General features: G+C 47.5%; 15 protein-coding genes. 9 read left to right on the top strand and 6 right to left on the bottom strand.

Annotated elements, in window-relative coordinates; translation table 11 throughout:
- Positions 1–9: 9 nt before the first annotated feature.
- The 4 genes from JYJ62_RS09825 to JYJ62_RS09810 all read left to right on the top strand — a co-directional run bounded on the left by JYJ62_RS09825 (position 10) and on the right by JYJ62_RS09810 (position 3,448).
- Positions 10–864: a hypothetical protein gene (locus tag JYJ62_RS09825; protein WP_205342029.1), complete on the top strand. Its 855-nt coding sequence runs from the start codon at positions 10–12 to the stop codon at positions 862–864.
- Positions 865–954: 90 nt separating this feature from the next.
- Positions 955–1,965, top strand: a complete 1,011-nt coding sequence (locus tag JYJ62_RS09820) for a methionine ABC transporter ATP-binding protein (protein ID WP_205342028.1) — start codon at positions 955–957, stop codon at positions 1,963–1,965.
- On the top strand, positions 1,962–2,627 hold the full coding sequence (locus JYJ62_RS09815) for a methionine ABC transporter permease (RefSeq protein WP_205342027.1): 666 nt from the start codon (positions 1,962–1,964) through the stop codon (positions 2,625–2,627). Before JYJ62_RS09820 ends, JYJ62_RS09815 begins: the two co-directional genes overlap by 4 nt.
- A gap of 50 nt (positions 2,628–2,677) precedes the next feature.
- Complete coding sequence (locus JYJ62_RS09810; RefSeq protein WP_205342026.1) at positions 2,678–3,448, top strand: MetQ/NlpA family ABC transporter substrate-binding protein; 771 nt, start codon at positions 2,678–2,680, stop codon at positions 3,446–3,448.
- A gap of 78 nt (positions 3,449–3,526) precedes the next feature.
- Here JYJ62_RS09810 and JYJ62_RS09805 read toward each other — a convergent pair whose 3' ends face one another.
- Together JYJ62_RS09805 and JYJ62_RS09800 are read right to left on the bottom strand one after the other, a co-directional pair.
- A complete protein-coding gene (locus JYJ62_RS09805; protein ID WP_205342025.1) occupies positions 3,527–4,309 on the bottom strand; it encodes an OmpA family protein in 783 nt (260 codons plus the stop codon).
- A 50-nt stretch (positions 4,310–4,359) separates the two neighbouring features.
- On the bottom strand, positions 4,360–4,758 hold the full coding sequence (locus JYJ62_RS09800; RefSeq protein WP_205342091.1) for a DUF4398 domain-containing protein: 399 nt from the start codon (positions 4,756–4,758) through the stop codon (positions 4,360–4,362).
- A gap of 363 nt (positions 4,759–5,121) precedes the next feature.
- Between JYJ62_RS09800 and JYJ62_RS09795 the strand changes: the two genes are divergently transcribed.
- The 4 genes from JYJ62_RS09795 (at position 5,122) to JYJ62_RS09780 (ending at position 10,223) form a co-directional block, all read left to right on the top strand.
- On the top strand, positions 5,122–5,562 hold the full coding sequence (locus tag JYJ62_RS09795; protein ID WP_205342024.1) for a c-type cytochrome: 441 nt from the start codon (positions 5,122–5,124) through the stop codon (positions 5,560–5,562).
- A 72-nt stretch (positions 5,563–5,634) separates the two neighbouring features.
- Positions 5,635–7,062 (top strand): cbb3-type cytochrome c oxidase subunit I, encoded by a 1,428-nt coding sequence (locus tag JYJ62_RS09790; protein WP_205342090.1) that lies wholly within the window; start codon positions 5,635–5,637, stop codon positions 7,060–7,062.
- A gap of 123 nt (positions 7,063–7,185) precedes the next feature.
- A complete protein-coding gene (locus JYJ62_RS09785) occupies positions 7,186–9,030 on the top strand; it encodes a nitric oxide reductase activation protein NorD (protein WP_205342023.1) in 1,845 nt (614 codons plus the stop codon).
- A gap of 50 nt (positions 9,031–9,080) precedes the next feature.
- The gene (locus JYJ62_RS09780) at positions 9,081–10,223 is read left to right on the top strand and encodes an NnrS family protein (protein WP_232365756.1); all 1,143 of its coding nucleotides are present in this window, start codon (positions 9,081–9,083) and stop codon (positions 10,221–10,223) included.
- Here JYJ62_RS09780 and JYJ62_RS09775 read toward each other — a convergent pair.
- The 3 genes from JYJ62_RS09775 to JYJ62_RS09765 all read right to left on the bottom strand — a co-directional run bounded on the left by JYJ62_RS09775 (position 10,220) and on the right by JYJ62_RS09765 (position 11,846).
- The gene (locus JYJ62_RS09775) at positions 10,220–10,420 is read right to left on the bottom strand and encodes a DnrP protein (RefSeq protein ID WP_205342021.1); all 201 of its coding nucleotides are present in this window, start codon (positions 10,418–10,420) and stop codon (positions 10,220–10,222) included. The genes JYJ62_RS09780 and JYJ62_RS09775 overlap by 4 nt on opposite strands.
- 73 nt (positions 10,421–10,493) lie before the next feature.
- Positions 10,494–11,183 carry a Crp/Fnr family transcriptional regulator gene (locus tag JYJ62_RS09770; protein WP_205342020.1) on the bottom strand — a complete coding sequence of 230 codons (690 nt, stop codon included), beginning with the start codon at positions 11,181–11,183 and terminating at the stop codon, positions 10,494–10,496.
- 84 nt (positions 11,184–11,267) lie between these two features.
- Positions 11,268–11,846, bottom strand: a complete 579-nt coding sequence (locus JYJ62_RS09765; protein WP_205342019.1) for a DUF6436 domain-containing protein — start codon at positions 11,844–11,846, stop codon at positions 11,268–11,270.
- Positions 11,847–11,945: 99 nt separating this feature from the next.
- On the opposite strand from JYJ62_RS09765, the gene JYJ62_RS09760 reads away from it, so the two are divergent.
- The gene (locus JYJ62_RS09760; protein WP_205342018.1) at positions 11,946–12,881 is read left to right on the top strand and encodes an alpha/beta hydrolase; all 936 of its coding nucleotides are present in this window, start codon (positions 11,946–11,948) and stop codon (positions 12,879–12,881) included.
- Positions 12,882–12,899: 18 nt separating this feature from the next.
- On the opposite strand, the gene JYJ62_RS09755 is transcribed toward JYJ62_RS09760, so the two are convergent.
- Entirely contained in the window at positions 12,900–13,631 is a 732-nt protein-coding gene (locus tag JYJ62_RS09755; RefSeq protein ID WP_205342017.1) for a DUF2059 domain-containing protein, read from the bottom strand.
- Between the last annotated feature and the right edge of the window lie 96 nt (positions 13,632–13,727).

The raw sequence follows: 13,727 nt of genomic DNA, 5'->3' as shown, positions 1-13,727 counted from the left end.
ATATATTGCATGTCACATTTTATAGCGCGCAGTGTACTGGCGTGTAGTTTGATTTTTGTGTTAACTGCGTGCCAGAGCGCTGTTGCGCCGATCAATGAGCCCGCGATTGATCAGTTTGCTGTGGCTGAGCAGTTATTTGAGTCGTATCTGGCGAGCAAAGAATTGGATTTAGCTGGCCAGCAACTTGAATCTCTGCGTCATCAACACCCAGATGAACAAGGTCTTGCCGCCTTACAACAGCAGCTCGCTAGTGCTTGGTTGGCACGTGGCGAACAGGCGCTTAAAGACGCTGATGTCGATACGGCCAGTGCCGCTTTGATTAAAGCGAAGCGTTTATTACCGCAAGCCCCAGCTTTGACAGAGGGCTTGAGTGCTGCTTTGGCGACAATGCAAACGCCAGTGGTCGAACCTGTCGCACCGGTGGCACCGCGCCCTGTGCCGCCGCCCAAGAAGCCGGTCGCGAAAAAAGTGCCAGTCCCGACTGAGCCTGTCTCTATCCCTGCACCAAGCATTGAGCTACCGGAGCTTGTAGAGCAAACTCCGTCATTGCCTCCAACCCGTAGCAAGCTGAAGGCGCGTATCCTCGATGTTGATGCGCCCTATACCGTTGTGCCAATGCCCATGCTAAACAGTCGTAATGACCATCAGTTGGGACGTTTACTGGATGAAGTTGCCGCTGATGTGGTCAAGTTTCGTGCTGTAGTGACCATCGAAGTAGCTGATACTCGTGATTTTCATTGGGTCGCGGCATTGCTATCGGCTCGGGTTAAAAAGCTTGATGCCAACTTTAAACCACGTTTGCAGGAAGTGATTCGTAGCGATCAGCCCGCGCAGTTGGTGATTACACCCAATAAATCATTGTAAAATATTTTATTGATAGAATTTAAAATAACTTTTCATGCTAAGCGATGCTGGGCACACTAGTCTTCGGCATCGCCCTAACAAGGTTAACCCGTGATTGAATTCCACGATGTGCATAAAGCTTATGCAGTAAACGGGCAAAATATTGTCGCTTTACAACCCACTAACTTACAGGTGCAGCCGGGTGAGATTTTTGGTCTGATTGGCCACTCTGGCGCTGGTAAAAGCACGCTATTACGTTTGATCAACCGCTTAGAAGAACCTAGCGGTGGACGTATTGTCGTGGATGGTGTTGATGTTACTGCTTTAGATGCGCAAGGTTTGCGTCGTTTTCGTCAGCGCGTCGGAATGATTTTTCAGCACTTTAATTTGCTCGCTTCAAAAACCGTGGCGAATAATGTTGCCATGCCGTTAAAGCTGGCTGGTGAACTTAGCAAAGCGCAAATTAAGCAACGTGTGATTGAATTACTGGCGCGCGTTGGTTTAAGTGAGCATGCTGATAAATACCCCGCGCAACTGTCCGGCGGCCAAAAGCAGCGAGTTGGTATTGCCCGCGCCTTGGCCACTGATCCGAAAATTCTCTTGTGCGATGAAGCAACCAGCGCGCTCGATCCACAAACCACTGGGCAAGTATTACAACTGCTGGCTGAGATCAATCGTGAGTTGGGCCTGACGATTGTACTGATTACCCATGAAATGGATGTGATTCGTCGTGTCTGCGATCGAGTTGGGGTCATGGACGCCGGTGTGATTGTCGAGCAAGGATCGGTGAGCGATGTATTTTTGCATCCACAGCACCCGACTACGCAGCGTTTTGTTCAGGAAACAGAGCAAGACTCGGATCTATCGATAGATGAGAATTATCAGCAAATCAGTGGTCGTATTGTCCGCCTAACGTTTGTTGGAGAAGCCACTTACGCCCCTTTATTAGGGCAAGTGGCCCGTGATACCGGGGTTGATTACAGTATTTTAGCTGGACGTATCGGGCGGATTAAAGATCAGGCCTGTGGTCAGCTCACCTTAGCCCTAACTGGCGGCAAAGAGCTGTTAGCCGAACAACAACTGCGTGCTGCCGGTGTGCATGTCGAGGTATTACGTCCATGAGTGAACTACTGATTAATATTGATTGGTATGAAATTTGGCAAGCCACATTAGATACCTTACTGATGCTGGGCGGCTCACTGTTATTCACCGTTATTTTAGGCTTACCGGTTGGGGTTTTATTATTTCTCGTCGGTCCGCGGCAAATGTTTGAGCACCGCGCTTTGTACGCCATGCTGTCATTTGTAGTGAATGTGCTGCGTTCTTTGCCATTTATTATTCTATTGATTGTGATGATTCCGATCACTGTCGTAATGACCGGCACCTCGCTGGGCGTGGCTGGGGCGATTCCACCGTTGGTCGTGGGCACCACGCCATTTTTTGCGCGCCTGGTGGAAACTGCTTTACGTGAAGTGGACCGCGGCATCATTGAAGCCACGCAAGCCATGGGCGCCAGTACGCGGCAGATTATTTTTAATGCCCTATTGCCTGAGGCGCGCCCAGGCATTATTGCGGCAACTACGGTAACTGCGATTACACTGGTGTCTTATACCGCGATGGCGGGTGTCGTCGGTGCCGGTGGTTTAGGGGATTTAGCGATTCGCTTTGGTTACCAGCGCTTTCAAACTGATGTGATGGTGGTAACGGTAGTTTTACTGTTATTGCTGGTGCAGGTTTTGCAGAGTGTCGGTGACCGTCTTGTGTTACGGTTTTCTCGAAAGTAACTATAAAAACAGCTACTTATAGCTGATGATCAATGCAATTGGAGTATTTTATGAAAAAAACATTATTAGCTTTAGCCGCCTTAAGCGTATTTTCTGTGCAGGCAGAGTCTTTAACCGTTGCCGCAACACCGGTACCGCACGCAGAAATTTTAGAATTTTTAAAGCCATCTTTAGCCGAGCAAGGTGTGGAGCTGGATGTCAAAGTATTTACTGATTACGTGCAGCCTAACGTACAAGTCGCGGAAGGTCGTTTAGATGCTAACTTCTTCCAGCACCAGCCGTACCTTGATGAGTTTAATAAAACCAAAAGCACGACTCTAGTCAGTGTCGCTGGTGTACATATTGAGCCTTTTGGTGCGTATTCCAGCAAAATCAAACAGCTGGATGAGCTGAAAATGGGCGCTAACGTGGTGATTCCTAACGATGCCACTAACGGTGGTCGTGCTTTATTGCTGCTACAAACTGCAGGCGTGATTAAACTTAAGCCAGAAGCAGGAATTACCGCAACGCCACGGGATATCGCTGAGAACCCTAAAAAGATCAAAGTGCGTGAGCTGGAAGCAGCGACTTTACCGCGTGTACTTGATCAAGTTGACTTAGCGTTGATCAATACCAACTACGCACTTGAAGCGGGTCTAAACCCCAATAAAGATGCTTTAGTGATTGAAGGTGCTGATTCACCTTATGTGAATATTTTGGTGACACGCGAAGACAATAAAAACGCTGAAGCCGTGCAGAAATTAGTTAAAGCGTTGCACAGCGATGAGGCTAAAGCCTTTATCAATGAAAAGTATAAAGGTGCGGTTGTCCCCACGTTTTAATTACTAGAGTTATGCTTTATCGATAATAATAAAAAACCCAGCCTTATCAGCTGGGTTTTTTATTAAGCATTTTAACGCTTAGCGACGTGGCGCAACGGCTTTGTCATCATGTGAGATGGTGACTTCAACACGACGGTTCATTGAGCGTGATGCTGGAGTGTCGTTATCGGCGACAGGGTATTCTTTACCGAAGCCAATAGTGTTGATGCTGTTAAAGTCGACACCTTCTTTCACTAAAGCACGCTTAACAGACTGTGCACGTAGATCAGACAGCTGCAAATTATAGGCGGCGCTACCTGTACTATCGGTGAAACCTTCGATTAAGACTTTACGCGTTGGATTTTCACGTAAAAACTCAGCCAGTTTACGAATGTTATTTTGTGCTGCTGGCTTCAAATCGGCTTTATTTAAGTCGAATAGCACATCGCCAAAGGTCACAAGAGAGCCACGATCAGTTTGTTTAGCATCTAAGTCACTGAGCTTAGCTTGTAGTTTTTGGATTTCCGCTTCGCGTGCATCTAAAATAGCTTGTGCACGTTCACCGGCTTTGTTTTTTAACGCTGCTTCACCGTTTTTCAAAGCAATAGTTTGTTTGGCTAACTCAGCGCGCTGAGAGGTGAGATACGCCAGTTGATTAACGTTATCTTCTTTTTTGCCATCACGGTAAGCTTTGTCTGCTTGATCAAGCATTTTAACAGCATCTTTAGTTTCTAAAGGCGCAAGTTTCAATGCTTCTGGGCTGTTTTGTAACTGCGTTACATTGACCCGTGCTTGCTCTAAAGCAGTATTAGGTTGGTTGGCACAGGCGGTTAGGCCGAGGCTCAAGACAAGTAGGCTAGGAACAACGAATAATTTACGCATAGGGTATATCCTTAAATTCTATAAAGTTAGCGAGCAATTGACTGAGTAAGTTACTTGCCACGTAAACTTTCATTACGTAATTCTTCTACGCCGCGTTTCGCATCGTCTACTGAACGCTGAACCTTTTCTGCTTGAGCTTTACGCTCAGCAACACGGGCGTCCCATTCGGCTTGCTCTGCGAGAGATTGGGCTTGTTTATAATCTTTTTCAAATTCTGCTTTTTCTGCGTCTTTTAACTTCTTACGTGCAGATTGCATTTCTACGGGTGCAAACTCAGTCGCTCCGGCAGTCTCTGCGGCATTCAGTGCCTGAGTCGCCACCGCGAGTTGTGCTGTTGGCGGATTGCCAGCACACCCAGCTAGGGTCAATACACTACTTGCAGCTAAAATAACGAGTAGGGATTTAGGGTTTTTAAAAAAAGTTTTTGTTTGCATAGTGTCTAGCTCCATTGGACTTATGTATTTTCGAGCACTTAAAAAATCCATTTAATTGACAGCTGTCGCTAAAAGTCGTTTAGCAGCAGGCTCCCAAAAAAAACCTATGTTTCTTCAAAACGCCTTAGAATTCCACACAGTTAGTAGTAGCAATTCTTACGTACCAGTATAGACAGTAATTACTAATATATGTTCGCATTTTGATACAAAAAAGATAATAGAAATGCTTTATCGGGTATGAGCGGGTGTCGCCAACGAGGCTTTTTCAATCGCCTTGGGAATACCTGAGAGGCCTACTTAAGAATACTTGATTACTATCAAGAGGCTTTGTTACCAACTGTTTCTATGATGGGCGTGCATAACTCATTAGGAGGCGTCATGTCTGAAACTTTCACAAAAGGTATGGCGAGAAATATCTACTATGGAGGAAGTTTGTTCTTCGTCTTGGTTTTTCTTGCACTCACTTACCATACAGAAAGAACCGTTCCAGAGCGCACCAATAGCCATTTACTGACTGAGTCAGTGGTTCGTGGAAAGCTCGTCTGGGAAGAGAATAACTGCATTGGCTGTCACAGCTTGCTGGGTGAAGGTGCTTACTTTGCACCTGAGCTGGGTAACGTGTTTGTCCGTCGTGGTGGTGAGGAAGGTTTCAAATTCTTCTTACCTGCGTGGATGAAGGCACAACCCACCAACATTCCTGGCCGTCGACAAATGCCGCAGTTCAACTTAACCGATGCACAGTTAGATGATTTAGCCGAGTTCCTCAAATGGACTTCGAAAATCAATACCAATAACTGGCCACCAAACAAGGAGGGTTGATATGCCTGCTACATTGTTTTCGAACATTTACGCACTGTCAGCCCACGTGGTTTGGCAGTCTAAGGGGAACTGATTATGTCCAATAATCCGTACATAAAATTCACCTCGCAAAAGGTGGCGATGCCGTACCTCGTGTTTGCTCTGATCCTGTTTGTTGGGCAAATTTTGTTCGGTTTGATCATGGGGTTGCAGTACATCATCGGTGACTTCTTGTTTCCGCTGATTCCCTTCAATATCGCACGGATGGTGCACACTAACTTATTGATCGTGTGGCTACTGTTTGGCTTTATGGGGGCGGCGTATTACCTGATCCCTGAAGAAGCTGATCGCGAATTACACAGTCCAAAATTGGCGATGATCTTATTTTGGATATTTGCTACAGCTGGCGTGTTAACCATCTTGGGTTACTTATTTGTACCTTATGCTGGATTGGCGCAAATGACCGGTAACGATCTATTGCCAACCATGGGACGTGAGTTCCTTGAGCAGCCGTTGATCACTAAGGTCGGTATCGTTGTCGTCTGCCTCGGCTTTCTCTATAACGTCGGTATGACTGTACTGAAAGGCCGCAAAACCGCGATTAACGTGGTGATGATGACCGGTCTAATCGGTTTAGCAGTGATGTTCCTGTTCTCTTTCTACAACCCAGATAACCTGACGCGCGATAAGTTCTACTGGTGGTATGTGGTGCACTTGTGGGTAGAAGGTGTGTGGGAATTGATCATGGCGGCGATGCTGGCCTATGTATTGATCAAAATCACCGGTGTTGACCGTGAAGTGATTGAGAAGTGGTTGTATGTGATTGTTGCGATGGCGCTGATCTCCGGTATCTTAGGTACGGGTCACCACTACTTCTGGATTGGTGCGCCAACCGTTTGGCTGTGGGTCGGTTCGATCTTCTCGACACTGGAGCCGTTACCGTTCTTTGCGATGGTGCTGTTCGCCTTCAACATGATTAACCGCCGTCGTCGTGAGCACCCTAACAAAGCCGCTGCATTATGGGCGATGGGTACTACGGTCACTGCGTTCTTAGGTGCCGGTGTCTGGGGTTTCTTGCATACCCTCGCGCCAGTCAACTACTACACGCACGGTACACAGCTGACAGCAGCACACGGTCACTTAGCGTTCTATGGCGCCTATGCTTTAATCGTGATGACCTTGATTTCCTACGCCATGCCAAAGTTACGCGGCTTAGGTGAAGCGGCTGATAACAAAGCGCAAGTATTGGAAATGTGGGGCTTCTGGTTGATGACGATCAGTATGGTGTTTATCACACTGTTCTTATCTGCTGCCGGTGTTGTGCAAATCTGGCTGCAACGTATGCCAGAAGACGGTGCTGCACTGTCCTTTATGGCCACGCAAGATCAGCTGATGATTTTCTACTGGTTCCGTTTAGCTGCAGGCGTCGTCTTCTTGGTCGGTTTGGTCTGCTACCTGTTGAGCTTCCGCCAACGTGGACGCGCAGCGTTGACCACTGGCGTTGTCGCTGGGCACGCATAATTACGTAAGTTAACGTGATGATGTCATGATCTTCGGCCCGGCTTGTACAGCGGGCCGAAGTTGTTTTAGCGATAGCTGTATGGGCTTTCTGTACAGGTAACGCAGCAGTAAGCGAGGTTGCAGATGGGCATTGGAGTTGAAGTTGAAGAGTGGGCCGGTGGTGTTTGGCATCGATTTATTACCCGACGTGCTGATCCAGGCTTTCCCGAGGCACAGATTGAACTAGTGGATATGCAGCGTTCTTTGGCTGTGCTGTTTCGCGCCTTAGGCGGCGCTTCTGGGATTGCCGTAGAAGCCTCCAGTGCACGACAAATGGTGTTGCGTCGCTCACTGATTCAGCAAGTCGCCGGCAGTAGCCAGCAATTGGCGGTGGCCTGGGCTGATGCGGAAAACTTACGCCTGCCCGCTAGTTTGGCTGTCTATCCTGACCCTGAACTCAATCGAGACCTCTACCGCTGGTTGGCATTGCTGGCGGCCACGTCTGACAAAATGCGCCATTGGGGGCGTGATAATCAACGTTGGACGAAAAATTTGCTGGAACAGTATCCAGCGCTGCGTTCACGTTATCAGCGTTTACTGGATGCACATTTAGCGTTACGTCCAGACCCTAATTCATTAAAGAAAAATGAAGCCGCTTTAGAGCGTGCTTTACGTCAAGCCTTGCAAGAGCCAGGCAGTGTTGTTGATTTTCCGGTCACAGAGCGTGCGCCGTTTCCGCTACCGTTGTGGTTATATCCGGCTGAACGTCTTGGCGATCCACAAGCCAGCGAGCTTGAAAGCGAGGATGACGAAGGTGATGTGATGGGGAGCGCACAAGGTGAAGGCCGTGATGTGCGTAAACAGGCGAAGCGGGTTGAAGATAACTCGGGTAAGCAAGGTTTATTGCTCTTTCGTTTAGAAAATTTATTCAGCTGGTCTGAGCATATTGATGTCGATCGCTGTGGTGATGATAACGAAGATTTAGATGCGGCGCGGGTTGCCGATGACTTAGATGAGATTGCCTTATCGCGCAAACGTAAACGCAAAGGCGGTGGTTTAAAATTACACCTCGATTTACCGCCAGCGGATGTCGATGATATTCCGCTGGGAGAAGGGATTAAGTTACCTGAATGGGATTTTCGTAAAAACGCCCTGCAAGAAGACTTTGTGAATGTGCAGATGATGCAGCCGCGTGATCAAGAGGCGGCACCGTTACCGTTACGCTTGAGTCAGTTGGCACGCCGCATCCGGCGTCAATTTGAGAACTTACGCAGTGAGCCACGCTGGTTACACCAGCAACCACAAGGCGATGAGCTCGATTTACAAGCCTGTTTGGATTTCCATGTTGAACGTCAGCACGGCCAAGTCGCTGAGCGCGGTTTGTTTATGGAAAAACGTCAGCAGCACCGTGATCTATCCTGTTTATTGTTAGCAGACTTATCCATGTCGACCGACTCACACATCAATGATGAGCGTCGTGTGATTGATGTGGTGGCTGACAGTATGTTGCTGTTTGGCGAGGCGTTATCGGCTGTGGGGGATGATTTTGCTCTCTATGGCTTCTCTTCATTACGTCGCCATCAAGTGCGTATGCAAGAAATTAAACGCTTTGATCAGCGCTATGAAGACAGCGTGCGTGGGACTATTCAGGGCTTAAAACCGGGTTATTACACCCGGATGGGTGCGGCGATTCGCCAAGCCAGCGCGTTACTCAAAGAACGCCCCCATAAGCGTCGCGTCTTATTGTTAGTCACCGATGGCAAACCGAATGATCTGGATCTCTATGAGGGTCGCTACGGTGTCGAAGACACTCGCCAAGCCGTGTTAGAAGCACAGAAAATGGGTTTGATACCATTCTGTATCACCATTGACCGCGAGGCGGCTGACTACCTGCCGTACATGTTTGGTGCGAATGGTTATACCTTAATTCGTGAACCCGAACATTTGCCCACACGTTTGCCGCAGTTATACCGTCAGCTGACGCAATAGTGAGCCAGCATAGGTATAAATCAACGACTTAAAAGAGGATGGTTGTTTTGGTGAATGCCACCGCAAAGCCGTCGGTAAAAAAACGTAAAAGACCCGCCAGTCAGTACTTGTTTCCATTGGCGGCTGCTTACGCTGCGCTGATTTTACCTTGGTCAAGTTTAGCGTTGCTGATGGGTATCCCTGCGCCAGTAGGATTGTACAGCGCTTTTGGTCATGCCCATGAGATGTTGATTGGCTACGCTATGTTGGTGGTCGCAGGCTACTTATTAGGACCGATTGCAGCACCTAAAGTTTGGCTGCTGATAGCTGTTTGGCTGCTGGCGCGGCTGGGTTTTTTATGTTTTCCCGGCAGTCCGTTGGCATGGTCGGGTGCTTTAGCGGTAGCGGGATTAACTGCCGCTTGGACGGTACCGCGCTTTGCTCGTTCGGCTAAAAAATGGCGCAATAAAACCACCGCACCGTTATTGCTTATTCTCTGTACTTTGCTGGCGTTTGCCGCACAGCCCACTTGGCAAGGACAAAAGATCCTAGTTGAACTATTGCTGGGTTTAGCCTTGTTAATGTTCTTTATGGGAGGACGGATTATCGCGCCAGCCGTAGCTGGGCATTTGTTACGACAGCAGCGCACTCTGCAAGCACGTGTGCAACCTAATATTGAAGGAGCTGTGCTGATTATTCTATTTATGGTGCTGGCGCTTTACCCGTTACCGAGTGTTTTCAGTGAGCAGTTCGCGGGTGTATTGGTGTTGCTATGCGGCGTGTTGACGGCGTTACGTCTGCTGCGCTGGCAGTTATGGCATTGCCGCGATCGAGCTGATTTATTATTGTTGGGTGCCGGTTATGCGTGGCTGGCGCTTGGCTTGTGTCTGCTCGGTTGCGCCCTGTTATTTAAACCTGCGCTGCTCAGCGCGGGCGTTCATGCATTAACCGTTGGCGCGCTGGGTACTTTGACGCTAACGGTGATGGCGCGTACTCAGTTGCTGCAGCGTTATCGCGATCCGAATGCACGGCCATTGAGTCATCTGGCTGGAGTTTTGATCAATTGCGCGGCTGTATTGCGGGTGATACCCGCATTGCTTGGCCAACAAAGCAATATTTGGTTGTTGGGCGCGACACTGTTGTGGTCGTTAAGCTTTTTGTTACTACTGGTGGTTTTTTGGCAAAGTCGGGGTGCGCGTCAGGTGTCAGCTTAACCACCGGCTGGATTACTGCGAGGTAACCAGACAATCATAATGGCGCAAAAGATAGTCAGACCAATTACAAACAGTTTGAAGCGCAAAAGACGTTGCGCCTCATTGCGCTCAGTGTGCTGGGGTAAATTCATCCCGCAGTTTTCACAGACTGACTGCTCAGCAGAGTTATTATGTTGGCAATATAGACACGTTGGCATAAGCACCCCTCTTTTCGATAAATTTTGTCATAAATGACATAACAGAGTGCTTGATAGCTATCAAGTAAGATGTTTATTCGTAGTTTTCGAGGCGTTCGCGATCGACAATGCAGATTAAACGACCATCAACCTTAATAATACCCTCGTCACTGAGATGATGAATAATTCGCGAGAAGGTTTCTGGTTGAATCGATAAATGCCCCGCGACTAAACGCTTGGCCATCGGCAGCTCAAAACTTGGAGTATTGCATTTACTGCATGAGCGTAAAGCTTGCGAAAGAATATAGCGAATGACGCGATGGGTTGCATTTTTCAGCGAAAGGATTTCAATTTCATTGAGACGCTGATGCATGCGCACCGATAGAGCCGCTAACAGTGCCATTGCCGTTTCTGTGTTTTCACGTAGTAAACGGGTATAGGTTGCATTGGATAACATTAACAGTTGAGTCGGTAGCACCGCTTGGGCTGTGGCAACGTAAGTACCGGTGTCCATAAACATCATGGCTTCTGCAAAGGTATTACGATCACCAATCACTTCAAAGACTTTTTCTTGACCATCAGCTGTTAATCGATAAATTTTTACGCTACCAGAAATAACAAAACCAAAGTTATTGCAGGCTTCGCCTTGATGAAAAACATAGGCACCTTTTTCGAGGTTGAGTAATTGGCTTTCTTCTATCAACTGCGTCAACTGACTCTCGTTGAGCGCAATAAACAAGTGATGCTCACGTAATATTTTTTGATATAAGGGATGCGGTTCCATTTTTATTTTCCACTAATAAGCGTGAGTGGGCGGCTTTTTATAGCCATAAGTATATAGGCATCCTAGCATAGATTTTGCAGGGTTTTATTTGTCTGGCGACGGCTGCCAGTTACAAAAACAGCCTACTGCTAATGTATTCGCTGCATTAACTGGGCGATTATCGAGTAGTGCATCCAAGATTGGCTCAATAAAACTGTTGCTGGAATTACACACAGCGCCTTCACTGTAGGGGCCAAAATAGGCCAAGTGTCCCGTCGTATCCCAGATGGCGACCGCAGGACTAGCAGGCAAATCTTCAGAACCTGGGAGGCTACTTAAATGACGCATGCTGCTGAGTGCTTTGGGTAGTTGGCCGCGACTACCGGGCTTTTGTAAGTGATAAAATTCAACTTTGCCGGCATAGCGCGCAATCATTTCCACTAAATGTTGCTGATTGCCGACATTGCATGGACAACTTGGATCCCAAAAGTGGACAAAACGAATCGCTCCACGCCCAGCGATGCTGTCTGGCAGGCGTAAACCCTGGCCGCTAAATACTGCGGTGGTTTCACTAAATGGCCGGATAAAACGCGTTTTATACCACCATAATCCGGTTAGCATGGAGCCAAGCCAAAGGATAAGAGTGATGCCAATCAGTATTTTTTTCCAAATAGATGATTTCATAAATACCATACACACAGGATAGTATAGAGTGCCATGAGTTGCTTAAAATCTATATGTCCAGAATGTCGCAGTATAGAGTGTTTATAAGAGTGTATATTAATGACAGGGTTCAATCCGCAGGCTTTAAAAACTGTCTTACCAACGCTTGATGTTAAGAGTGTTGATCCTGATTTAGCAGGCACTTGGCGACGTTTCTACAACATTGATTTTGCTTTGCGCGATACTGATCTTGACTGCCGTTTAGGTGTTGTTGATGTCGTAGGTTATCGCATTGCAATGCACGTTTATCGGCCGCCACAGGCCCTAGCTACACTACTGGTACTGCATGGTTACTACGATCATATGGGCTTGTATGGGCATGTTTATGATTGGGCTTTGCAGCAAAATTTTGCTGTTCTGAGTTGTGATTTACCTGGACACGGTTTGTCCAGCGGTGCGCCCGCTAGCATTAACTCTTTTCAAGAGTATCAACAGGTGTTGCAAGCTCTACTGGCTAAAGCAGAGCAACTGCGTTTACCTAAACCTTGGCATATCCTCGGACAAAGTACAGGCGCTGCGATTGCGTTGGATTACTTATTGACTCAGAAGCCGGTTACGCAATTAGGTGAAACAATTTTGCTCGCTCCTCTAGTGCGCCCGCGAGCTTGGCAGCAATCAAAATTGCTCTATCAGATGGTTAAACCTTTTCGTTCCAGTGTTCCGCGACGTTATACGGATAACTCGCACGATGCCGCCTTTGTCGATTTTGTGCGTCATGATCCACTGCAGGCGAAAATATTGCCGACGCTATGGGTCGGAGCATTAGCCCAGTGGATTACTTATATTGAGCAGGCTAAACGCAGTAGTCACAGCCCGATTATCGTGCAAGGTGAGGCAGATATGACGGTTGATTGGCAGCACAATTTAAATTTTCTAGATGATAAGTTTAACCACGCTAGATTATTGCTACTGCCAGAGGCGCGTCACCATTTAGCCAATGAAGAGTTAGTACAGCGCGAACAGTACTTTAGCTTTTTACGTGAGCAGCTTAGTTAAGCGTTGTACGACTCATACTTAACGAGCAGAGCGTAAGCTTGCTTGTAAGGTTTTAAACGCCGCTTGGTAGTACGCTTGACCTTCTGTGGATTGGGCAAAGCTGACAAACTCTTCAAGCTCAGGATCGGATAAGCCTTGATAGACGTGTAGCAAGGTATTATCAATATTGACGTCAACTTGTGAAACTAAACGTTGGCGTTGGCTATCCAGTAAAGCATTGGCCTGCTCGGAGCCCATTAAGCCTGGCAACATTTGGCTTAAGCTATCGGCAGCAACGCTACCTAAGGCTAGCGTGACTTCTGCTCCCGCTTGGCTGGCCGGCAGAGCGTTACTCAGGTGGCGAATCAGTAAGCGCCGTGTCGCGTCAGCTTGGATCGATGGTAAGCCGTCAGCGTAACGCTTAAGTTGCTCAGGGTGCGAGGCTGCTATTTCTGCCGCGCTAACTTTTTGACCCAGCGATGATTGGAAAAAAGTCAAAGCGGCTGTTGGGTTGGCTAAGTTCTGTCGTAATGCTTGTTGCGCACGTTGTTGCATGGCTTCTGCGGCAAAACGTTTATTACTGTTATCCACTAAGGTTTGATAAATAGCACTGGGCAAGGTGTTTTGGTAACGCAGTTGAGTCTGTTGTACAGCACTAGAAAAATGCCTGTGCTGCTGGGGCCAGCCTGCTTGTTTGTATAGATCAAGATAGGCATCAGCAAAAATACTTTGGCTGCTGAATAAAACACAAAAAAACAATAAAAAACGCATAAATACCCCTAAAGAAAACATTAAAAAATACGCGATCATGCCCTAGAGACAGTCTTTTCGGGGCGACTGCTGCGCTACCAATGAAATAAATATGTG

Source organism: Denitrificimonas caeni, from assembly GCF_905120345.1.
Taxonomy (GTDB): domain Bacteria; phylum Pseudomonadota; class Gammaproteobacteria; order Pseudomonadales; family Pseudomonadaceae; genus Denitrificimonas; species Denitrificimonas caeni_A.
The sequence above is the reverse complement of the archived record's forward strand: the minus strand, read 5'-3'. Positions and strand labels throughout refer to the sequence as shown.